Annotated in this window: 21 protein-coding genes; 19 read left to right on the top strand and 2 right to left on the bottom strand. The window is 54.5% G+C overall.

What is annotated here, in order from left to right:
* Positions 1–5: 5 nt before the first annotated feature.
* The 18 genes from NH395_RS03350 to NH395_RS03265 all read left to right on the top strand — a co-directional run bounded on the left by NH395_RS03350 (position 6) and on the right by NH395_RS03265 (position 19,771).
* Positions 6–1,112 carry a COX15/CtaA family protein gene (locus tag NH395_RS03350; protein WP_253022387.1) on the top strand — a complete coding sequence of 369 codons (1,107 nt, stop codon included), beginning with the start codon at positions 6–8 and terminating at the stop codon, positions 1,110–1,112.
* An 86-nt stretch (positions 1,113–1,198) separates the two neighbouring features.
* Positions 1,199–1,666, top strand: coding sequence for a DUF2489 domain-containing protein (locus NH395_RS03345; RefSeq protein WP_253022386.1), 468 nt, complete (start codon positions 1,199–1,201; stop codon positions 1,664–1,666).
* A 288-nt stretch (positions 1,667–1,954) separates the two neighbouring features.
* Positions 1,955–2,827, top strand: a complete 873-nt coding sequence (locus NH395_RS03340) for an OmpA family protein (RefSeq protein WP_253022385.1) — start codon at positions 1,955–1,957, stop codon at positions 2,825–2,827.
* A 205-nt stretch (positions 2,828–3,032) separates the two neighbouring features.
* Positions 3,033–4,955, top strand: a complete 1,923-nt coding sequence (thrS, locus tag NH395_RS03335) for a threonine--tRNA ligase (protein ID WP_253022384.1) — start codon at positions 3,033–3,035, stop codon at positions 4,953–4,955.
* Between the two features lie 60 nt (positions 4,956–5,015).
* A complete protein-coding gene (gene infC, locus NH395_RS03330; protein WP_139197167.1) occupies positions 5,016–5,507 on the top strand; it encodes a translation initiation factor IF-3 in 492 nt (163 codons plus the stop codon).
* Between the two features lie 80 nt (positions 5,508–5,587).
* Positions 5,588–5,782 carry a 50S ribosomal protein L35 gene (rpmI, locus tag NH395_RS03325; RefSeq protein WP_009724291.1) on the top strand — a complete coding sequence of 65 codons (195 nt, stop codon included), beginning with the start codon at positions 5,588–5,590 and terminating at the stop codon, positions 5,780–5,782.
* Between the two features lie 56 nt (positions 5,783–5,838).
* Complete coding sequence (gene rplT / locus NH395_RS03320) at positions 5,839–6,192, top strand: 50S ribosomal protein L20 (protein WP_066317588.1); 354 nt, start codon at positions 5,839–5,841, stop codon at positions 6,190–6,192.
* 166 nt (positions 6,193–6,358) lie between these two features.
* Positions 6,359–7,378 (top strand): phenylalanine--tRNA ligase subunit alpha, encoded by a 1,020-nt coding sequence (gene pheS / locus NH395_RS03315; RefSeq protein ID WP_253022382.1) that lies wholly within the window; start codon positions 6,359–6,361, stop codon positions 7,376–7,378.
* Positions 7,379–7,404: 26 nt separating this feature from the next.
* Positions 7,405–9,786, top strand: coding sequence for a phenylalanine--tRNA ligase subunit beta (gene pheT, locus NH395_RS03310; RefSeq protein ID WP_253022381.1), 2,382 nt, complete (start codon positions 7,405–7,407; stop codon positions 9,784–9,786).
* 60 nt (positions 9,787–9,846) lie between these two features.
* On the top strand, positions 9,847–10,149 hold the full coding sequence (locus NH395_RS03305; RefSeq protein ID WP_066317580.1) for an integration host factor subunit alpha: 303 nt from the start codon (positions 9,847–9,849) through the stop codon (positions 10,147–10,149).
* A 209-nt stretch (positions 10,150–10,358) separates the two neighbouring features.
* Entirely contained in the window at positions 10,359–10,826 is a 468-nt protein-coding gene (locus tag NH395_RS03300; protein ID WP_253022380.1) for a flavodoxin domain-containing protein, read from the top strand.
* On the top strand, positions 10,826–11,194 hold the full coding sequence (locus NH395_RS03295; RefSeq protein ID WP_253022379.1) for a hypothetical protein: 369 nt from the start codon (positions 10,826–10,828) through the stop codon (positions 11,192–11,194). The genes NH395_RS03300 and NH395_RS03295 overlap by 1 nt, the downstream gene beginning before the upstream one ends.
* A gap of 203 nt (positions 11,195–11,397) precedes the next feature.
* Entirely contained in the window at positions 11,398–12,750 is a 1,353-nt protein-coding gene (gene tig, locus NH395_RS03290) for a trigger factor (protein WP_253022378.1), read from the top strand.
* 65 nt (positions 12,751–12,815) lie between these two features.
* Entirely contained in the window at positions 12,816–13,433 is a 618-nt protein-coding gene (gene clpP / locus NH395_RS03285) for an ATP-dependent Clp endopeptidase proteolytic subunit ClpP (protein WP_066317570.1), read from the top strand.
* A gap of 74 nt (positions 13,434–13,507) precedes the next feature.
* Positions 13,508–14,788, top strand: a complete 1,281-nt coding sequence (gene clpX / locus NH395_RS03280; protein WP_253022377.1) for an ATP-dependent Clp protease ATP-binding subunit ClpX — start codon at positions 13,508–13,510, stop codon at positions 14,786–14,788.
* 175 nt (positions 14,789–14,963) lie between these two features.
* Positions 14,964–17,375 carry an endopeptidase La gene (lon, locus tag NH395_RS03275; protein WP_253022376.1) on the top strand — a complete coding sequence of 804 codons (2,412 nt, stop codon included), beginning with the start codon at positions 14,964–14,966 and terminating at the stop codon, positions 17,373–17,375.
* 189 nt (positions 17,376–17,564) lie between these two features.
* Positions 17,565–17,837, top strand: coding sequence for a nucleoid-associated protein HU-beta (gene hupB, locus NH395_RS03270; protein ID WP_066317565.1), 273 nt, complete (start codon positions 17,565–17,567; stop codon positions 17,835–17,837).
* Positions 17,838–17,950: 113 nt separating this feature from the next.
* Positions 17,951–19,771 carry a SurA N-terminal domain-containing protein gene (locus NH395_RS03265; protein WP_253022375.1) on the top strand — a complete coding sequence of 607 codons (1,821 nt, stop codon included), beginning with the start codon at positions 17,951–17,953 and terminating at the stop codon, positions 19,769–19,771.
* Positions 19,772–19,853: 82 nt separating this feature from the next.
* Here the strand turns inward: NH395_RS03265 and NH395_RS03260 are convergent, their stop codons facing one another.
* Positions 19,854–20,624: a UDP-2,3-diacylglucosamine diphosphatase gene (locus NH395_RS03260; RefSeq protein ID WP_253022374.1), complete on the bottom strand. Its 771-nt coding sequence runs from the start codon at positions 20,622–20,624 to the stop codon at positions 19,854–19,856.
* 14 nt (positions 20,625–20,638) lie between these two features.
* Complete coding sequence (locus tag NH395_RS03255) at positions 20,639–21,139, bottom strand: peptidylprolyl isomerase (RefSeq protein ID WP_066317558.1); 501 nt, start codon at positions 21,137–21,139, stop codon at positions 20,639–20,641.
* A 155-nt stretch (positions 21,140–21,294) separates the two neighbouring features.
* Between NH395_RS03255 and NH395_RS03250 the strand changes: the two genes are divergently transcribed.
* On the top strand, positions 21,295–22,974 hold the full coding sequence (locus tag NH395_RS03250; protein ID WP_253022373.1) for a glutamine--tRNA ligase/YqeY domain fusion protein: 1,680 nt from the start codon (positions 21,295–21,297) through the stop codon (positions 22,972–22,974).
* Position 22,975 lies beyond the last annotated feature (1 nt).

The raw sequence follows: 22,975 nt of genomic DNA, 5'->3' as shown, positions 1-22,975 counted from the left end.
ACTCAATGGTTGATCAACAGCGTATTGCCGTCGTCAAGTGGCTGTCATTTATCGGTATTTTCTTTACTGCTCTAGTGATGCTGGTGGGTGCCTGGACGCGTTTGTCTGATGCAGGTCTGGGTTGTCCTGATTGGCCAGGGTGCTATGGACAGTGGGTGGTGCCTACAGCTGATGACGCGGCCATCAGGTACCCAGCCTTTCCATTGGAGGCATCGAAAGCCTGGCTTGAAATGTTACATCGTTATGTTGCAACCATGCTTGGCGCGACGGTCATTCTGCTTCTGTGGCTGGGCTGGACACTAAGACATGTAAAGCAGTACCCATTGCACCTTAGCATTATCTTGTTTGTTGCCATTACTGCTCAAGGGGCGTTTGGCGCCTTGACCGTCACCCTTAAATTATGGCCCCAGGTGGTTACGCTGCATCTGCTGGGGGGTATGGGGATTCTGTTGCTGTTTGTATTGCTGCATTGCCGTCTAAAAGCAGTACAGCAAAATGCGGATCGGCTGCCACGGCGGACATCCGCACATTGGTGGGTGGTGGCCGTATTATTATTTTGCCAGATTGCACTGGGGGGCTGGGTTTCGAGCAACTATGCAGGCATCTCATGCCAGGGCTTTCCGTCGTGCAACGCTCAATGGTGGCCGGAAATGGATATTAGTGAAGGCTTCCATTTGACCCAAACCGTAGGCCCCAATTATTTGCACGGTCAACTTCACGCTGATGCGCGAACCGCGATTCATATGACGCATCGGCTGGGAGGTGGCTTGCTGGGAGTGGCTCTGATGGTCTTGTGGTGGCGATATCGGCATGACAGCGCGGCGCGCGGGTTACTGATGGTATTGAGGATCTACGGCCTTCAAGTAGGCCTCGGCATCGCCAGTGTCGTCCTTTGGCTGCCGCTTTGGTTGGCATTACTGCATACCGCCGGCGCGATGGCGCTTAGTGTCAGCTATTTAATTGCCTGGCGGCAGTGGCGATACAGCAGGATGGATAAAATTGCTTACAGGCTTAACTTTCCCCCCGCGGCAAACTATTTATCGCCTGATAAGGCAAGTTCACACCCCGAAATAGTACCGCTCGCCGCCAATCGGCAAGCCCGATATGATTAGCGTGATCGATGTAGATGCTGTAAGGTCTCTGTCATAGACATGTACAATCCTGGTAAAGCAATTAATCGGTTTGCATAAGGAGCATCATGAGTCTGACGTACGCATTGCTACTCGTCTTGTTTGCGGTTGTGGTAATTGCCGCATTGGCAGGCTACGCCTACCGTTTACGCAAGGAAGTCAAGCGGCGTGATGCGTTTCGCGTCGCTGAAGATCAGCAGGCCCAGTTGAAGAGCCTGGAAAACCTCGACTGGGTAACCGCTGCTTTGGTTCAGGAGCAGGTCGACATTACCGAAGGCGCCTGGCGTTGCAAAGTCTTGCTGGAGATTATCGACCCGAGCCTGACCGAAAAGCCTGAGTTCCAGGCCTTTGCAGAGCATTATGACCGTACAAAGCACCTTAAAACCCATTCGGCCAGGCAGAAATTGACGCCGCGAGAGCGCATGGAAGAAGATCGTGAACGTCTTGCCGCGGAAGAACAAATGCGCAGTGCCGTGTTAGCCGCTGCGCAAGCTGTGATGACATGGCGTAAAAAGGGTGGGCAAGGGCTTCATTGAGCGGTCAGTACAGTGATTGCCCAATTTTTTTAAGTGTAACGGCTGGTTTATAGTGTTCTTCGTGCTTAATTTGCTATGCTGAGGTATGTCAGCGTCTGCAACAAGTTGATAAATCGACATGTTGCCTAAGGGCATTGATTCGGTACTATGACCAACGGCCTCACACCGAGGAAGACAAGTTCAGGCGGTGTCAGGCAAGCGAAAAATGGATGCTCTCGCTTAAAAAGAAGCATTAGATGATCTGGTCACTAATGACCATGTCAGCATTGGATCAAGAAGGAGTTCTGCATGAAAAAATCAACGACTGGCTTGCTAATCGGTTCTGCTCTGGTAGTGGGCCTTTCCGGTTGCGCTAGCTCTGCCTCCCAGTCTTCCGGCCAAATGAGCGCCAGCAACGATCGCAGCTGGTATCAGCATCCGTTTGTTTGTGGCTTGGCCGGTAGCGTAATAGGTGGCGGTATTGGCTACGCGAGCAGCAGCAGCTCTGACGAAGATACGGGCGCTGCTGTTGGTGCGACAGCTGGTGCCACTATCGGTGCTATGCTGTGTGCGGACAGCAGCCCCGAGCCTATGGAACCTCAATGCCCGAGTTATGGTGGTGAAATTCCTGCCGGTGCAGCTGTCGATGCCGAAGGCTGCCCGCTGGATTCTGACAACGACGGTGTGCCGGACTACCGCGATCAGTGCCCGGGTACACCCGCAGGTGTCGCGGTAGATGCTAACGGTTGCCCGCTGGACTCTGATAACGATGGTGTGCCGGACTACCGTGACCAGTGCCCCAATACACCGGCAGGTGTTGAAGTCAATTCATTGGGTTGCCCTGACAGCGTTGTACTACAGGATGTCAACTTTGAGTTTGATTCCGCTCAACTAACTGCTGAAGCGCAAAATGTGCTTAATGGTGTTGCTGAGCGCTTGGTGAATAATCCTGGCGTTCGTGTCCGCATTGAAGGTCACACCGATTCAGTTGGCTCCAATCAGTACAACATGGATCTGTCCCAGGCTCGTGCCGAGTCAGTGACTGAATATCTTGCGACTCGTGGCGTCGAGTCCAATCGCATGATGGCTGAAGGTTTCGGTGAGGAGCAGCCAATTGCAACAAATGAAACTGCTGCAGGACGTGCTGAAAACCGTCGTGTAGAGCTGGATGAGTGGAACTAAGGTACGTAGTTAGCGCGACGACCTTACGGTTTTAAGACGCGTTAATTGAATGAAGCGGAGGGCTTGGGCCCTCCGCTTTTTTATTTATGCAAAGCCTGGCATCTGTTAGTCTTTGCCGTCGTTATCGTCAGCCTATTTTTTTACATCATTGATAGCGAAATGTGATCCTTGGTATGGATCACCACTGCGCTCAAGGAAAATCCGCATGCCCATTGTGACACTGCCAGACGGCAGTCAGAGAACATTTGATGAACCGCTTTCCATTATGCAACTGGCAGAGTCCATTGGCCCTGGTTTGGCTAAGGCCTGCATTGCCGGAAAAATCGACGGCGTTCTGGTTGATGCCGCTGATCTGATTGAGCAAGACGCTCAAGTGGCCATCCTTACTGCCCGTGACCCTGAGGGGCTGGATATTATCCGGCATTCCTGCGCACATTTGATTGGCCACGCCGTCAAGCAGCTATACCCCAATGCCAAGATGGCGATTGGCCCGGTCATTGAAGATGGCTTTTATTACGATATTGAGTTTGGCGGATCGGCATCGTCTGATGATCTGGAAGCAATAGAAGGGCGTATGAAAGCGCTGATTGATCACGAGTATGACGTCGTGCGGGAGTACGTCGATCGTGATCAAGCCATGCTGACCTTCCTGCACCGTGATGAGCCCTATAAGCAGGAAATCGTTCGGGATATTCCCGAAGGCGCCACTATCCGGCTCTATCACCATGAAGAATATACCGATATGTGTCGGGGCCCGCATGTGCCCAATACCCGCCACCTTAAAGCCTTCAAGCTGACCAAGCTGGCGGGGGCTTATTGGCGCGGTGATGCCTCGAATCCCATGTTGACGCGGATTTATGGAACGGCGTGGGGCGATAAAAAGCAGCTCAAGGCTTATCTGAAGCGGCTGGAAGAAGCCGAAAAGCGGGACCATCGCAAGCTGGCGCGCAAGATGGATCTTTTTCACCTTCAGGAAGAAGCGCCTGGCATGGTGTTCTGGCACCCCAACGGCTGGACGATGTATCAGGCGTTGGAAGATTATATGCGTCAGGTCCAGCGTGAACACGGTTATCAGGAGATCAAGACACCCCAGGTCGTGGACCTTTCCCTGTGGAAGAAGTCGGGTCACTGGGGTCACTACAATGAGCTGATGTTCACCACGGAATCTGAAAAGCGTGAGTATGCGGTTAAGCCCATGAACTGCCCGTGCCATGTGCAGGTCTTCAATCAGGGGCTCAAGAGCTATCGTGATTTGCCGTTACGCTTGGCAGAGTTTGGTAGCTGTCATCGCAACGAGCCGTCTGGATCCTTGCATGGTCTGATGCGTGTCCGTGGCTTTACACAGGATGACGCGCATATCTTTTGTACTGAAAGCCAGATTCAGGCGGAAGCGGAAGCCTTCATTGCGCTTACACTGCAGGTCTATAAGACGCTTGGCTTTGAAGACGTGGAGCTTAAGCTATCAACCCGGCCCGAGGACTTTCTGGGCGAGGCCAGTATGTGGGATCAGGCCGAGCAGGGTTTGGAGGCTGCGCTGAATGCCACCGGGCTTGACTGGGATTTACAGCCGGGTGAGGGAGCCTTTTATGGCCCGAAGATTGAGTTTGCCTTGCGCGATTGCCTGAATCGCGTGTGGCAATGTGGTACGCTACAACTCGACTTTAACTTGCCAGGCCGGCTTGGAGCGCAATACGTAGCCGAAGACGGGTCTCGCAAAACGCCAGTGATGCTGCACCGTGCTATATTAGGTTCCTTCGAGCGCTTTTTGGGAATTTTGATTGAGCACTACGCAGGCGCAATGCCATTATGGCTAGCACCGCAGCAGGTCAGCGTGATGACGATAACCGATTCGCAGCGTGATTATGCCCTTGCTTTAGAGCAACGTTTGCAAAAAAATGCAATGCGAGCAAAAGCGGACTTGAGGAACGAGAAAATCGGCTTTAAAATCCGCGAGCATACGTTACAGAAAGTTCCCTATCTCCTGGTGGTAGGAGATAAGGAAGTCGACGCTGACTCAGTGGCCGTGCGAACTCGCAGCGGCGAAGATCTCGGCACCATGACGGTCGATGAATTTATCGAGCGTTTCAGTGCTGAGCGAGCAGCCCTGGCGACATCGTCAATTGGCTAAGGAGACGGAACGATCAAGAGAAGCAACCAGCGCGGGCGTCCAGCAGACAAGCGCCCACCAATGAACGAGCGAATTACCGAGCAAGAAGTGCGTCTTATCGATAGCGACGGTGAGCAGTTGGGTGTAGTGCCCACCACCGAAGCATTGGAGCGTGCTGAATCTGCCGGTTTGGATCTCGTGCAAATTTCGAATGCCGATCCCATCGTCTGCAAGATTATGGATTACGGCAAATTCGTTTTTGAGCAGAAAAAGCAAAAAGCAGCTCAGAAGAAGAAGCAGAAGCAAATCCAGGTCAAGGAAGTTAAATTCCGGCCTGGCACCGACGAGGGCGACTATCAGGTCAAGCTGAAAAACCTGACGCGTTTTCTTGAAGGTGGTGACAAGGGGAAGGTCACATTGCGCTTCCGTGGTCGTGAAATGGCACATCAGGATATCGGCAGAAAGCTGATGGAAAGGATTGCCGCCGACCTGGAAGATATCGGAGCGGTCGAATCATTTCCGAAGATGGAAGGCCGCCAGATGATCATGATCCTTGCCCCGAAAAAGAAGTGATCCAACGGCGAAGTTAACGGGCTGCCATTATTGGCAGTTGGCCCTGGATTTTCTAAAAAACATCGAGCGGAGTTTTCCTCATGCCGAAAATCAAAAGCAACAGTGGTGCTGCAAAGCGCTTCAAGAAGACAGCCAATGGTTTCAAGCACAAGCAGTCTTTCCGTAGCCACATTCTGACCAAGAAGTCGACCAAGCGTAAGCGTCAGCTGCGCGGTATGAAGCAGATTCATGCGTCTGACAAGGCGCTGATCCAGCGCATGTTGCCGAATCTGTAACGTCGAATTTTCTATCCTGAGAGCATTTGCCTCAGTCATAAAGTCAGGAGTGTGTTATGACTCGTGTTAAGCGTGGCGTAGTTGCCCGTCGTCGCCATAAAAAAGTATTGAAGCAGGCCAAAGGTTATTACGGTGCTCGTTCGCGCGTATTCCGTGTAGCTAAGCAGGCGGTCATCAAAGCCGGTCAGTATGCCTACCGTGACCGTCGTAATCGCAAGCGCCAGTTCCGTGCGCTGTGGATTCAGCGTATCAACGCGGGCGCGCGCATGAACGGTATGTCATACAGCCGGTTTGTGGGCGGTCTCAAGAAGGCTGGTATCGAAATTGACCGCAAAGTGCTGGCGGATTTGGCCGTTCATGAAAAAGCGGCGTTTGCTGCCATCGTGGAAAAAGCCAAGGCTGCCCAATAAGCTTCAATTGGCACCGGTAGTGCCAGTGTGAACGCCAAGGTCATTTTAGTGTGACCCATACAGGGGAAGAGCAGCCGCTCTTCCCCTGTTTTTATGTCACGCTCTTCAACCACAACATGACACGCCATCCTCAGGATGGAAATCGCTTAATTCGGAGATGAACAGGATGGACCACCTTCCCGCGCTGGTATCTGAAGCACGCGACGCCATTCAGGCGGCACAGAGCGTCGCTGCATTGGATGAAGTGCGCGTACGTTATTTAGGCAAAAAAGGCGAAATGACGACGTTGCTTAAAGGGCTTGGCAAACTGTCCGCCGAAGAGCGTCCAGCTGCAGGTGAGCGTATCAATCAAGCCAAGCAGACATTGGCGGCAGAAATCGACGCCAAACGCCAGCAGCTTGAAAGCGAGGCCCTTGAAGCACGTCTGGCGGCGGAGCGTATCGATATTACCTTGCCCGGTCGCACCCAGTCGGCTGGCGGTCTGCACCCGGTGACCCGCACGCTTGAACGGATCGAGGGACTGTTTACCCGCATAGGTTATGACGTCGCAGTCGGGCCTGAAATTGAAGATGACTATCACAATTTCGAGGCGCTCAATATTCCCTCGCATCACCCGGCCCGCGGCATGGCCGACACTTTTTACTTTGATGCAACGCGCTTGTTGAGGACCCATACCTCGCCCGTGCAAGTGCGTACCATGAAAAGCACTGAACCGCCTATTCGGATTGTCTGCCCGGGGCGCGTTTACCGCAGTGATTCGGACCTGACCCACACGCCGATGTTTCATCAGGTCGAGGGTCTGCTGGTGGATGAAGATATCAGCTTTGCGGATTTGAAAGGCACGATTGAAGATTTCCTGCATGCATTTTTCGAGCGGGATGATCTTTCGGTACGCTTTCGTCCTTCCTACTTCCCCTTTACAGAACCGTCGGCGGAAGTCGATATTCAATGCGTCATGTGTGGTGGAGACGGATGTCGTGTCTGCTCGCACAGTGGCTGGCTGGAGGTGATGGGCTGCGGCATGGTCCATCCAGAAGTCTTTCGTCATTCCGGCATCGATGCTGAGCGTTATACGGGCTTTGCATTCGGTATGGGAGCCGAGCGCCTGGCCATGCTTCGATATGGCGTCAATGACTTGCGTCTTTTCTTTGAGAATGATCTGCGCTTCTTGCGCCAGTTCGCTTAAGTCCTTCGCCAACCACAGGAACGACCATGAAATTTTCAGAACAGTGGCTGCGCGAGTGGGTTTCGCCGCAGCTGGATACACAAGCAGTCGCCGACCAGATCACCATGGCAGGCCTGGAGGTCGATGCTGTCGAGCCGGTGGCCGCGTCATTCAGCGGCGTGGTCGTAGCGGAAGTGCTGACCAGGGAAAGCCATCCCAATGCTGACAAGCTCAACGTGTGCACCGTGGATGACGGCAGTGGCTCGTCGGTTCAGGTGGTCTGCGGGGCGCCCAATGTCGACGTAGGTCAAAAGGTGCCATTTGCCCGGGTCGGCGGCGTATTGCCCGATGATTTCAAGATCAAGAAAGCCAAGCTGCGTGGCGTCGAGTCGCAGGGCATGATTTGCTCCGCCTCCGAGCTCGGCCTTGAGGAAGATACCTCGGCCGGTATTCTCGAGCTGCCCGTCGAAGCGCCTGTTGGCATGGATTTTCGCGAGTTTATTCACCTTAATGACATGACCATTGAGGTCGATCTCACGCCTAACCGGGGCGACTGCCTGAGTATTAAAGGCTTGGCGCGTGAGGTGGGTGTGCTTAACCGCCTGGCTGTATCGGCACCGGAAGTGCTGATGGTGCCTGCCACGATCGATGATACCTTCGCGGTCGACCTGGAAGCGCCGGACCAATGTCCGCGTTATCTGGGGCGTGTCATCACTGGCGTCAATACAGGCGCTGTAACACCCCTCTGGATGGTCGAGCGCTTGCGGCGCAGCGGTATCCGCTCGATTGATCCAGTCGTTGATATCACCAACTATGTGATGCTGGAGCTTGGTCAGCCCATGCACGCCTTTGACCGGGACAACCTCAGTGGCGGCATCGTCGTGAGGATGGCGCGCCCAGGGGAGGTCTTGACGCTGCTGGACGGGCAGGAGATAGCCCTGCGGCCTGAAACCCTGGTGATTGCCGATCAGACAGGCCCGCTGGCGATGGCAGGTATCATGGGGGGCGAGTTGTCCGGTGTCAGCGAAACAACACGCACGATATTCCTGGAAGCTGCCTTCTTTAGCCCGGTGGCCATTGCCGGTCAGGCCCGTTCCTACGGTTTGCACACCGATGCCTCGCATCGCTTTGAGCGGGGCGTCGACCCGGAACTGACGCCCCTCGCCATCGAGCGTGCGACACGCCTTCTTCTGGAGATATGTGGTGGCCAGGCAGGGCCCGTTGTCGAGGCGAAGAGTGAGGCTGCAATGCCGACCACCAAGCGCATTAAGCTTCGCGGTGAGCGGCTTGAAAAAGCCCTTTCCAAGCGTTTGGCCGACGATGACGTCGGCGATATTCTCGAGCGCCTGGGGTTCGGCGCCAGAGAAAGCGAAGGCAACTGGCTGGTACAGGTACCCAGTTGGCGCTTTGATGTTTCCATTGAAGAAGATCTGATTGAAGAAGTGGCGCGAATCCACGGCTACAATAACCTGCCGGTTCGTCGCCCCACCGCGCGGCTCTCGTTGCGTCCCACGGACGAAGCCAAGCTTTCCCTTGGGCAGCTGCGTCGGCAAATGGTGGCGCGGGGGTTTCAGGAAGCCATTACCTATAGTTTTGTGGCTCCGGAGCTACAGTCGGCCATGCTGCCGGACGCCGTCTCGCCAGTTCTTGCCAACCCCATCTCCGCCGACATGTCGGTGATGCGTGCCAGCCTGATGCCGGGACTGGTACGGGCGATGGAGCACAATCTTAACCGTCAGCAAAGCCGGGTGCGCCTGTTTGAGACGGGGCTGGTCTTCAACGGTGAACTGGATGCTTTATCGCAAGTGCCGATGATGGGGGCGCTGGTGTGCGGCAGCCGGGATCCGGAAGGCTGGAGCGGCGTCAAGGCCAGCGTGGACTTTTATGACCTCAAAGGTGACCTGGAAAGCTTGCTGACATTGGGCGGTAATCGCGATGCGTGGCGGTTCGAGCCCGCCGAGCATCCAGCCCTTCACCCCGGTCAGAGTGCCCAGGTGATGTTTGAAGGCAAGCCGGCGGGATGGGTCGGCACCCTGCATCCTCAGGTGAGGGCGACGCTGGGGCTTAAAGTCGATGCGGTCGTATTTGAAGTGCGTTTGGATCACTTGAGCCAGGGGGATGTACCCGCTTTCGAACCGCTGTCACGCTTTCCGGAAGTGCGCCGTGATTTAGCCTTTACACTGCCCGCTGATCGCCCCGTACAGACGTTGCTGGATAGTGCGAAGGTAAAAGCAGGCGAATACCTCAAAGACATAACGCTATTTGATGTCTATGCTGGTAAGGGCGTCGCCGAAGGCTACAAAAGTATCGCGCTAGGCTTGACCTGGCAGCACCCATCGCGCACGCTTAATGATGAAGAAATCAATCAGTTGGTAGAGTCGATAGTGGCGCAGGTGCAAGCTGAGTTGGGCGCTGAGCTACGCGGCTAAAAATGCCAAGGTGCGTTCGTTTCGTATGCTTGGCGGCTTTGTGCTACACGGAGGATGACCATGGGTGCGTTAACCAAAGCAGAGCTGGCGGAGCATTTACATACCGAGCTATCGTTTTCCAAGCGGGAAGCAAAAGCCATGGTTGAGGCTTTCTTCGAGGAAATTCGAGCCTGTTTGAGAGAAAACGAGCAGGTGAAGCTGTCAGGTTTTGGTAATTTTGATCTTCGCGACAAGCGTGAGCGGCCAGGTCGCAACCCCAAGACCGGTGAAGAAATCCCCATTTCAGCGCGCCGGGTTGTGACTTTCCGCCCCGGGCAAAAGCTCAAGCAGCAAGTCGAGCATTATCGGGGGTCGGCATCATAACGTAACGCAAATGCTCTGTTTTTCCCTGTAAGCCACTGATGAGCCCTCGTTGATGCGCCTTTGTCAACGGGGGCTTTATATTATCCACGAGGCTAGAGACCCTCTTAGAGGGTGCGCCGCGTCACTGAGGCATGTTAATATTTGAGTAAATTCATCGGGTATTGGTCGGCTTCTGGTCGGCGGTACACCCCCTTGTTTGAGGAGTCGTAATGCCTCGGCTAAGTATAGCAGTAGGTACCATGTACGGCGGTGCATTGGATGTGGCTGAGCAGGTCAAGCCGCTATTCGAGGAAGCGGGCTACGAGGTTGATATTCTGGAGCAGCCAGTACTGGCGGACATTACCGATTCGACGCCGGATCTCGTTCTGTTCTGCGTATCAACCACCGGCAGCGGTGACTTTCCAGGCAACTTTGTACCTTTCGTCCGCGACCTTCAGACTCAGAGTCCGTCGCTTTCCTCGTTGTCCTATGGCCTGATAGCGCTCGGCGATAGCTCCTACGGTGACACCTTTTGCGGTGCCGGTCGTCGTCTGGATGAGCTGCTGTCGGACCTCGGGGCAAGACGCCTGGGTGAGCGACTGGAAATCGACGCCATGGAAACCTTCATGGCCGATGACGCCGCATTGCCCTGGGTTGAAGAATGGCTGGCGTCTGAGCAACTGCCGGTGAACAGCTGATGCAGCCGGGCAAGGCGGCGTCAGCCAATAAAGTGAGCAGTGCGCTAGGGCTGTGTGTGGTGATGCTCGCCGCCTTGCCTCGCTACATGGCGGGTGGCCACGAAACCCGTTTGACGCTGATACTGCTGGCGCTGGTGGCTGTGTTGGTGGCTACCGTCTTGCAATGGCGTCTCCTGCCTCGAGAGGGGCGGCAGCAGCTTCCGGGCAGGCTCAAGCGTCTTTCCATCATGATGATACTCGGGGTGTTGGTGATGGGGGCGTGGCATGCGCTATTCACCGACTGGATGAGCTGGCAGGTATTCATTTCCCATGCAAGCACCTTTGGTCTTGTCGCCCACGTTGTCAGTCTGTGGTGGTCGGCCGAATAAGGCGACAGATCATGAAAATCGTCCGTCTTGGCACTAAATCGATGCCAAAAGGGCTCTGAAGGGAGCATCCTCCCCTTGTTTTTCAGGATGCAGCCCCCATCTTGCGAGCATGGCGCTTGCCACGATGCGCCAGGGTTCTTAAAATCGCCCCTTGGACTTATTTACAGTAATCAACACAACGCCCAGCCGTTAGAGGACAATTCATGCAAGTTTCCGTCGAGACGCCCTCCCAGATTGAACGCCGCATCACGATTCAAGTGCCTGCCGGCGAAATCGATGAGGCTGTCAATACTCGCTTAAAAGAAACGGCGAAGAACGTTCGCTTGAATGGTTTTCGCCAAGGGCGAGTGCCGATGACCGTGGTTCGTCAGCGTTACGGCCAGAGCGTGCGTGACGAAGTGATTGGCGAAGTAATGCGTGAACGCTACGTGCGCGCAATTACCGATGAAGGGTTTAATCCGGCGGGCTACCCGCAAATTGAACCAATCGTCAACGAAGCGGGTAAGGACTTTGAATTCGTCGCCACCATGGAAGTCTATCCGGAAATCGAGCTTGCTTCGATTGAGGGAACCGAAGTGGAGCGTCCGGTGGTAGAGGTCACCGATGCTGATGTTGACGAAATGATCGACACACTGCGCAAGCAGAATGCGACCTATGAAGAGGTCGACTCTGCTGCTGAAGACGGCGATCAAGTGACCATCGACTTCCAGGGCTATCTCGGCGACGAGCCCTTCGAAGGTGGTAGTGCTGAAGGCCATGAGCTGGTAATTGGTTCCAATAGCTTCATCCCCGGTTTTGAAGAGCAGCTCATCGGGGCGAAAGCCGGTGACGAGAAAACTATCACCGTGACGTTCCCCGAGGACTACCAGGCCGAGCACCTCGCGGGTAAGGAAGCCACCTTCAAGGTCAAGGTGCACAAGGTCAGTCGTCAGGCGCTGCCGGACGTTGACGCCGAGTTCATCGAGCGTTTCGGTGTTGAAGGCGGTGACGAAGCCAAGTTCCGCACTGAAATCAAGAAGAACATGACCCGTGAAGCAGCACAGGCGGTCGATAACCGCGTCAAGCAGCAGGTGCTGGATGCGCTGAAAAAAGCCAACGACATCCCGGTTCCGAGTGCGCTGGTTCAGCAAGAGACAGACGGCATGAAGCGTCAGGCTGCTCAGCAGTTCGGCCTCGGTGAGGATTTCGACGTCAGTCAACTGCCCAATGAACTCTTCGAAGAGCAAGCGAAGGGCCGTGTTCAGGTCGGCTTGTTACTCGCCGAGGTCATCAAGGCAAACGAGCTTGACGCATCAGACGATGAGATCAAGGCGAAGGTTGAGGAGCTGGCAGAGCAGTATCAGGACCCTTCTGAGGTCGTTGACTATTATATGGGCAACGAACAGATGAAAACCCAGGTCAAATCTGCCGTTCTCGAAGAAAAAGCGGTTGATAAGCTGCTTGAGCAAGCAACCGTCGCTGATGTTGAAATGTCCTACCAGCAAGTGCTGGCAGCGGCTCAGCAACAGGCTGAGGCAGGTGAGGGCGCTGAAGAAGGTGAAACCACCAGCGCGTAAGCTCCCTGACGCTGGCGCACCGTCTGGGTGCGCCATTCCCTTATCGGACGCAAGGAATCACCTAAATGAGTGAATTTGATATTCAAAACGCCGGCGGTTTAGTGCCCATGGTGGTGGAGCAAAGCGCCAAAGGGGAAAGATCCTACGATATTTACTCGCGTCTGCTTAAAGAGCGCGTTATCTTTTTGGTAGGGCCCGTCGAAGATTACACAGCCAATCTGGTCGTCGCTCAGCTGCTGTTTCTTGAGTCAGAGAACCCTGATAAAGACATCCATCTGTATATCAACTCGCCTGGCGGGTCGGTCACGGCGGGGATGTCGATCTATGACACCATGCAGTTCATCAAGCCTGATGTGTCGACGGTATGTATCGGCCAGGCAGCCAGCATGGGCGCCTTGTTGTTGACCGCCGGTGCAGCAGGCAAGCGTTATTGCCTGCCGAATTCCCGCGTGATGATCCATCAGCCGCTGGGTGGTTATCAGGGTCAGGCATCGGATATCGAAATCCATACCCGTGAGATTTTGGGTATCCGTGAGAAGCTGAACCACATTCTGGCGCATCACTCAGGCCAGGATATCGAGGATGTTGCGCGTGACACTGATCGTGACAACTTCATGAGTTCCAGCCAGGCCCAAGAGTATGGCTTGATTGATGCAGTGCTGGATAAGCGGCCTACATCCTGATAGCGTGACGGGATACTGCATTTCCAACGAGCTTACAAGGCGGTTTTTACCGCCGCAGTGAAAGAGGTACGCGAATGGCCGACGGCAAAGGCAAAGACGAAGGTGGCAAGCTGCTTTATTGCTCGTTTTGTGGCAAGAACCAAAACGAGGTAAGGAAGCTGATTGCCGGTCCATCCGTCTATATCTGCGATGAGTGTGTCGACTTGTGTAACGACATCATTCGCGAAGAAGTTCTCGAAGCCGATGCCGAGAGCGATGAAGAGCGTTTACCTACGCCTCGCGAGATACGTTATACGCTTGACGACTACGTTATCGGACAGGACCGTGCAAAAATGGTCCTATCGGTCGCTGTGTACAACCATTACAAGCGGCTGAAATCCGAAGTGCGTGAAAGCGACGTCGAACTCGGAAAATCCAACATCCTGTTGATTGGTCCGACGGGTAGCGGTAAGACGCTACTGGCCGAGACCATGGCAAGACTGCTGAACGTACCGTTTACGATTGCCGATGCCACCACGCTGACGGAAGCGGGCTATGTGGGTGAAGATGTTGAAAACATCATCCAGAAGCTGCTGCAGAAGTGTGACTATGACGTCGAGAAAGCGGAGCGGGGCATCGTCTACATTGACGAAATAGACAAGATTTCGCGCAAGTCCGACAATCCGTCAATTACGCGTGACGTTTCCGGTGAAGGCGTACAGCAAGCGTTGCTCAAGTTGATTGAGGGCACGACAGCATCTGTTCCGCCGCAGGGAGGGCGCAAGCATCCCCAGCAGGAATTTGTGCAGGTCAATACCGCCAACATGCTGTTTATTGTCGGTGGCGCATTTGCCGGGCTGGATAAGGTCATCCGCGACCGCGTTGAAAAGGGAGGTATCGGTTTCAATGCGACGGTGAAGAGCAAGGAGTCGTCTCGCGGCGTCGGTGAAATGCTGGCCGATGTGGAACCGGATGACCTGGTCAAGTTTGGCCTTATTCCAGAGTTCGTCGGTCGTTTGCCGGTAATCGCCACGTTAACCGAGCTTACTGAAGAAGCGTTGATTGAAATACTCACCGAGCCCAAGAACTCCTTGATCAAGCAGTATGCCAAGCTGTTTGAAATGGAAAACGTGACGCTCGAGTTTCGTGATGATGCGCTTCGTGCCGTTGCTGAAAAAGCGATGGAACGTAAAACCGGTGCGCGTGGCTTAAGGTCGATCCTTGAATCCGTATTGCTTGATACCATGTACGAAATCCCTTCTTTGGAAGGTGTCAGCAAAGTGGTGATCGAAGCTTCGGTAATTGCCGGTGAAAGTGAACCGTTGTTGATTTACTCCCAGCACGAAGAGGCAAAAGTCGACGGCACCGATGGTTAAGTCCATCACCGACGACCCATAGCTTTCTATCGCTTTCGCGGTTAGCGCCAGTCAAGGGGTCGCCTAGGCGACCCCTTATCATTAGTAGCGCAGTGCTACATGGTGCCTAGGCCGTGCTTTAAACGTAGTCAGTTCTCTTCCCAGAACTCATCTGATTTATCGAGGAACGTCTGCGATGCAGCAGAGCGCCGAACAGACACAATGTCTACCCCTGTTACCATTGCGCGATGTGGTGGTTTATCCGCAAATGGTGATTCCCCTTTTCGTGGGACGTGAAAAGTCGATCCAAGCCCTCGAGGCGGCAATGGAGGCTGACAAGCGCGTTCTACTCGTGGCTCAACGCGAGGCATCTCAAGATGAGCCTGACAACGCCGACCTTTATGCCATGGGGACGGTGGCCGACATCATGCAGCTGCTGAAGCTGCCTGATGGAACGGTGAAGGTGCTGATCGAAGGCAACTACCGTGCGGATGTGAGTCGCATCGAAGAACATGCTGATGGTTATACTCAGGCCTACCTGATGCCCCGTGAAAGCCAGCCGCTGACGACCCGCGAGCAAGAAGCTTTGGTTCGCGTACTGCTCAATCAGTTCGAGCAGTACGTCAAGCTATCCAAAAAAGTGCCCAATGAAGTACTTAACTCGTTGTCCGGCATTGAGGACCCGAGTCGTCTGGTGGATACCATCTGCGCGCATTTATCGCTGAAAATCGGCGATAAGCAAGAGCTCCTGGAAATGGATCGTGTGCGCGATCGCATTGAGCATTTGATGGCGCTCATCGAGTCTGAAATTGACCTCTTGCAGGTGGAAAAGCGGATTCGCACGCGTGTCAAAGAGCAGATGGAAAAGACGCAGCGTGAGTATTATCTGAACGAGCAGATGAAAGCCATCCAAAAAGAGATGGGCGAGCTCGATGATGTACCCAACGAAGTGGAAAAATATGAGCAGGCGATTGCTTCGTCTGGCATGCCTAAAGAGGCGTCGGATAAAGCCACCCAAGAACTGAACAAGCTCAAGATGATGGCGGCCAACTCCGCTGAAGCCAGCGTAGTGCGGTCCTACCTGGATTGGCTGATCGCAGTGCCGTGGAAAAAACGCACTCGCGTCAAGCACGACCTGCAGAAAGCCCAGCAGGTGCTCGATGAAGACCACTACGGTCTGGAAGAGGTAAAGTCACGCATCCTGGAATATCTCGCGGTACAAAAGCGTGTCCGCAAGATGAAAGGTCCCGTGTTGTGCCTGGTCGGTCCGCCCGGGGTGGGTAAAACGTCGCTAGGCCAATCGATTGCGCGGGCGACTAACCGCAAATACGTACGCCTTGCCTTGGGCGGTGTACGTGATGAATCCGAGATCAGAGGCCATCGGCGCACCTATATTGGTTCCTTGCCGGGTAAGCTGATGCAGCGCATGAGTCGGGCTGGTGTTAAAAACCCCCTGTTTTTGTTGGACGAGGTCGACAAATTAGGCATGGACCACCGGGGGGACCCAGCCTCTGCGCTGTTAGAGGTTCTGGATCCTGAGCAGAACAACAGCTTCAGCGACCATTACCTTGAATTGGATTATGATCTGTCCGAAACGCTGTTCATCTGCACGGCCAATTCGATGAATATTCCAGGCCCATTGCTGGATCGTATGGAAATCATTCGTCTGCCTGGCTATACCGAAGATGAAAAGCTGGCGATTGCCAAGCGTTACCTGCTACCCAAGCAGTTGAAAGCCAACGGTCTGAAAAAAGACGAGCTGGCGGTCGAAGATGATGCCTTGCTTGAGCTTATTCGCTACTACACCCGTGAAGCGGGTGTCCGCGAGTTGGAGCGCCAGATCGCCAAGGTCTGCCGGAAAGTGTTGCGCGAGCGCATAGAGCCTTCGGCCGTCAAAGATGGCGAACTGCCACCGGATCTGCTTGCGGCCAGGCACATCGAGCATTATGCGGGCGTTCGGCGCTACAGCTATGGGCTTGCCGAAGAAGATGATCAGGTGGGCCGCGTGACCGGGTTGGCATGGACCTCCGTAGGTGGTGAATTGCTGAATATTGAATCGGTGGTGACGCCTGGCAAGGGGCGAATCAACAAAACCGGTTCGCTCGGCGATGTCATGAAGGAGTCCGTCAGTGCGGCACAAACCGTTGTGCGTGCCAGAGCCCAGGCATACGGTATCGACGCCGAGCGGTTCGAGAAAGAGGACCTGCATATTCACGTCCCAGAGGGTGCCACGCCCAAGGATGGGCCGAGTGCCGGGGTGGCCATGGTAACGGCGATTGTCTCTGCCTATACCCAGCGCCCGGTGAAGAGCCATGTGGCGATGACCGGTGAAGTCAACCTGCGTGGTGAAGTCATGCCGATTGGTGGGCTAAAGGAGAAATTGCTGGCAGCCCGTCGTGGTGGTATAAAGATAGTCCTGATTCCGGAAGAAAATCGTCGCGATCTCAAGGAGGTACCGGACAATATCAAGGATGCACTGGATATTCGTCCCGTACGCTGGATTGACGATGTACTTGCCGTGGCGTTGGCGGAGGAGCCTTTGGAAGGTGCGCCGCTACCTAAAGCGGATAAAGCGTTGGGTAACACTGCCGTCGCCAATACACATTAGCAACGTCGGCCAACTGCTAGCATTTTGTTTGTAGCATTGCCCGAGGCCTTTATGGCGGGCACATCCAGGCAAGGTCGCTTGACAGGCGTTTCAGGGCATTGCTATAAAACGCTGCTATGCCTTGATCGTCGATACCGTCGGTGACCATGTCTTTAGAACCATTTTTTTGAAACAGTCAAGGGGTGAAGTGTGAATAAGTCTGAGCTGATTGAAGCCATTGCCGCGTCTGCAGATATTCCGAAAGCAGCGGCAACCCGCGCATTGGATGCCATGGTGGAGTCTGTCACCGATAGCCTGAAAAATGGTGATAGTGTTTCACTGGTGGGCTTTGGCACCTTCGCGATTAAAGAGCGTGCAGCGCGAACCGGCCGTAACCCACAAACAGGTCAGCCGATCCAGATTAGTGCGGCAAAAGTCCCTAGCTTTAAAGCTGGTAAAGCATTGAAAGACGCCGTTAACTAAGTTGTAAGCGTTTGTAGTCATCTATGGGCGCATCGCAACCGCGATGCGCCCATGTTATTTTCTAGCTCACTTTTTAGGGGCGACCCGTTTAGCTGTGACGACCTGAGGGCAACATGCTGCAAAGTATTCGGAATGGATCCAGAAGCTGGGGAGCCAAGATCATTATCGGGGTCATGGTGGCCGCCATGGCGCTTTTCGGTGTGGAATCTTTATTTGGTCTGTTCGGTGACGACCCCAATCAAGAAATCAGCGTGAATGGCGAGCCCATCATGCGCCAACAGATTGAATTGGAAGTTCAGCGTGCTATGCGTTCAGGCCAGGTGCCGCCTGAGCAAGAGCGTCAACTGCGTAATGACATAAGGGATGAGCTGGTAACCCAAACACTGCTTACCCAATACGCTGAAGAAGGCGGCTTGTACGTATCCGAAGACCAGGTCGACCAGCTCATTGTGGGTATTCCTGAATTTCAGGATGAAGATGGGCGATTCTCGCCCGACATATTTCGCAACCGTTTGTCAGGAGCTGGCTATACGCCTCTTTCGTTCCGCGAGGAGCTTGAAGTGGACGTCAAGCGTCAACAGCTTCAGCAGGGCCTTGCGTTTAGCGATTTCACCCTGGACAACGAGCGCCAGCGCCTGGCAGAACTCCAGCGTCAGCAGCGCAGTTTTCGCTATGTGATGTTGGACGAAGATGATCTCGAAGGGGATATCGAGATCAGCGAAGACGAGCTGCAAAGCTACTATGAGGCCAATGCCGACCGTTTTGAGCGCCCCGAGCAGGTGCGCCTCGAATATGTCTTGATCGACCGGCGCGAAATGGCAAGGAACGCCGACGTGGATGAAGAAGCGCTACGCGAAGCCTGGCTAGAGCGTAACGCAGATGCAGACCGCCGCGTTTCGCACATCATGATTACATTCGGTGATGAGCGGGATCGCGAAGAAGCCCGGCAACGGGCGGAAGAGGCGCTACAAGCCCTTGAGAACGGCGAGTCTTTCGCCGATACAGCGCTTCGCTATTCCGATGATACGGCCAGTGCGGAGGAAGGCGGCGACCTGGGCACAATCAGCCGTGGCTTCTTCGGCGATGCCTTTGATGAGGCAGCATTTTCTCTGGATGAAGGGGAAACGTCATCGATCGTCGAAATGGACAGCGCCCTGCATATCATTCGAGTCACCGACATTGAGCGAGCGTCGTTTGAGGACCAGCGGGATTCACTGCGTGAAGATGTTGCAATGAACGAAGTGAGTGATGCGTTTAACGATAAGGTCCAGCAGCTTATCGACGAGAGCTTTGCAGCAGATGACCTGCAAAGCGTCGCTGAAGATCTGTCGCTACCCCTTCAAGAAAGCGACTGGCTGGCCCGGAATGATCAGGGCAGTGGCGTCCTGTTTGAGCCAGGTGTCCTGGAGCAGGCGTTCAGTAATGACGTCCTGGAGGAAGGCTATAACAGCGAAGTGATCGAGCTCGACGAAGACCGTCGGTTGGTCGTGCGCGTTGCGGATCATCGTGAACAGACCCAGTTACCGTTAGATGAAGTGCGCGATGAGGTGGAGGCAGCGGTACGCGCCCAACGGCAACAGGAGCGGCTTCAGGCGCAAGCCAAAGACATGGTGGCACGTCTGAAAGAAGGTGAGTCGATTGATAAGCAATGGCTGGAAGCCAACAATGTCCGCCGCCAGGATGAAGTCACGGCTTCTCAACTGATCGTGCAAGCTGCTTTCCGGATGCCGCATCCCGATGATGGAGAAAGCACCTATCAAACGACGGTATTGCCCACCGGCGTTGCGCTGCTTGCGCTTGACGAAGTAACGGCGGGAGATGCGGATGAAGAGCGCGAGCGTTTTGTCGCTCAGATGGCGCAGCAGTTGCGTGCACAGGCCATCATTCAGGGGCTCGTTGAAGACCTGCGCAGTGATGCCGAAATTGAGCGATAAGCCTTAGGCGTGATGCCAGTCCCATCGAAAAAGCCGATCCAAGGGATCGGCTTTTTTTATAGTGCTTCTATAGTGCTCGTCTTCAGGGAGACGGTGGATTGGTAAGGGGGAACTGGCGCAATCGTGGGGCCGTATGGTCTGATTTCTCGACCACGATATCCCAGCCGTGCCTGGCATCCCAGTCGCCAAGTACGAAGCGTTTGGCAGGGACATCTTCCACGGTTAAATCGTGCACTTTGGGGCGATGGGTATGACCATGAATCATGGTCGTGACGCCATGCTTTTCCATCAGCGCTACCACCTCATCGTGGGTCACATCCATGATGGCATCCGCCTTCTTGGCATTGGCATCTCCCGACTGCATGCGCAGGCTGCTGGCCAGTTCAAGGCGTTGCTCCAGCGGCATGGCAAGTATCTGGGCTTGCGATTCAGGGTCTCGGGATTGTTGGCGAAATGCCATATACGCTTCATCTTGGGTGCATAGACTATCGCCGTGCAAGATGATGGCAGGCATCCCCTGGAGCTCGATTTGCTCTACCTCGGAAAGCAGTGTTGCCTGGCAGGCATCGATAAAGCGTTGGCCCAGCAGGAAATCACGGTTGCCGTGAATAAAATATATCGCCGTTCCATCGCTGCTGAGGCGGTGCAATTGCTGAGTGACCTCTCGAGCGATAGCGCCCAGCGGGTGAGGCGTATCGAGAAGGTCGTCGCCGATCCAGGCATCAAACAGGTCACCCAGAATATACAGGGCATCCGCTCCTTGGGCGGTATGGGCTAAATAATCATGGAACCCCTGATTAATCTCAGGGGTGTCATGACTCAAGTGCATATCAGCAACTAGCAGGGTACGCATACAGCTCCCGGAGATTATTCGGCTTCCTTGAGATAGGCGCGTTCGATGATAACGTCCTCGGCGGGTACGTCGGCATGCATACCGCGACGGGTGGTGCTGACGTTTTTAATCGCGTTGACCACGTCCATGCCGTCGACCACCTCACCGAAAACGGCATAACCCCAACCCTGCAAATTCTTGCCGCTATGATTTAAAAAGCTGTTGTCGCCGACATTGATGAAAAACTGTGCGGTGGCGGAATGAGGGTCCTGAGTGCGTGCCATGGCCAGGGTGCCCTGGGTGTTTTTCAGCCCGTTATCCGCTTCGTTTTCGATTGGATCACGGGTGGGTTTTTGATTGAAATCCTGATCAAAACCACCGCCCTGGACCATAAAGCCATCAATGACGCGGTGAAAAAGGGTGCCGTCGTAAAACCCATCGCGAACGTATTGCTCGAAGTTGGCGGCGGTAACGGGGGCTTTTTCATGATTAAGCGCAATCGTGATGTCACCGTGGTTCGTCTGTAATACGATCATAGATAAATTCCTGTTCAATAAAGGCGTTCGCCTTGGCGCTGTGCATCGGCGTCACGTTATAATAACGGTTTTGCTTGGCACCGCGAAGCGCTATACCGTTAGAGTAGGCAGACGCAGCCAAGCACGCCATCCACCACGAGGTTATCAACACCACCATGACCAACGAGACCACCCCAGCGCCGAACTTCATTCGCAACCAAGTACGCGACGAAATCGAGGGCGGCCAGGTCACTAAGATTGTGACGCGCTTTCCCCCGGAGCCCAATGGCTTCCTGCACATCGGCCATGCAAAGTCGATCTGCCTGAATTTTGGGTTGGCGGAGCAGATGGGTGGTGAGTGTCATTTACGCTTTGACGACACCAACCCTGCCAAAGAAGAGCAGGCCTATATTGACGCGATTAAAGAGGACGTCAGTTGGCTGGGCTTCCAGTGGGCAGGGCCGGTGCGTTTCGCTTCTGACTACTTCGACCAGCTGTATGCCTGGGCGCAACACCTGATTCGTGAAGATAAAGCCTATGTTGATGACCTGACGCCTGACGAGATTCGCGAATACCGCGGCACGCTGACCGAGCCGGGTCAGCCGAGCCCTTACCGTGAGCGTAGCGCGGAGGAGAACCTTGACCTTCTCGAGCGCATGCGCCTGGGAGAGTTTGCTGAGGGTGAAAAGGTGCTGCGTGCCAAAATTGACATGGCATCGCCCAATATCAACCTGCGTGACCCGATCCTGTATCGCATCCGTCATGCCAGCCACCATCAGACCGGCGATAAGTGGAAAATCTACCCGTCTTACGATTTTACCCATGGTCAGTCTGATGCCATCGAGGGCGTGACGCATTCTATCTGCACGTTGGAGTTCGAAGACCATCGGCCGCTTTACGAGTGGTTCCTGAATCATCTGCCGGTGCCGACCAAGCCCCGTCAGATCGAGTTTGCCCGGTTAAATCTCAACTACACGCTGACCTCGAAGCGTAAGCTAAAGATGCTGGTGGACGAGCAGATCGTCGACGGCTGGGATGATCCGCGCATGCCAACCATTTCGGGCATGCGCCGTCGCGGCTATACGCCGGCCGCCATTCGCAAGTTCTGCGAGATGATTGGCGTCACCCGTGCCGATGGCGGGCTGGTGGATATCGCCATGCTGACTCACGCGATTCGTTCGGACCTGGAAGATAATGCGCCCCGCGCAATGTGTGTCTTGAAGCCGCTGAAAGTGGTGCTGACCAACGTGCCTGACGATCACGAAGAAGTTTATGAAGTGGCCGGTCATCCGGCGCGTGACGACATGCCAATGCGCAAAGTGCCGTTAACCCGCGAGATATACATCGACCAAGATGATTTCATGGAGGATGCACCCAAAAAGTTCTTCCGCCTGGCACCGGGCAAGGAAGTCCGTTTGCGCAATAGCTATGTCATCTGCTGCGATGAGGTCATCAAGGATGACGCCGGGGAGGTGACTGAACTGCGCTGCTCGGTTGATTTTTACACCCTGGGAAAAAATCCCGAGGGCCGCAAAGTGAAAGGGGTCATTCACTGGGTCAGCGTCGACCATGGTATCCCGTTGGAAGTGCGTCTCTATGATAATTTGTTCATGGTCGAACAGCCTGATCGGGATAAGGATGTCGACTTTCTGGATCATCTGAACCCTGAGTCACTGACGGTTTGCAACGCCATTGGCGAGCCCAGCCTGGCGGAGGCGGGCCCTGAAGCACGCTACCAGTTCGAGCGCGTGGGGTATTTCTGTGCTGATCGGCATGTATCGACGCCAGACCATCTGGTGTTCAATCGTACCGTAGGGCTCAAGGACAGCTGGGCGAAAATCAAGCAGAAAGGTTAAG

It is taken from the genome of Halomonas sp. Mc5H-6 (assembly GCF_024124705.1).
GTDB lineage: Bacteria > Pseudomonadota > Gammaproteobacteria > Pseudomonadales > Halomonadaceae > Vreelandella > Vreelandella subterranea.
Note: the sequence above shows the minus strand (reverse complement) of the source record. Positions and strands in the feature narration are given on the sequence as shown.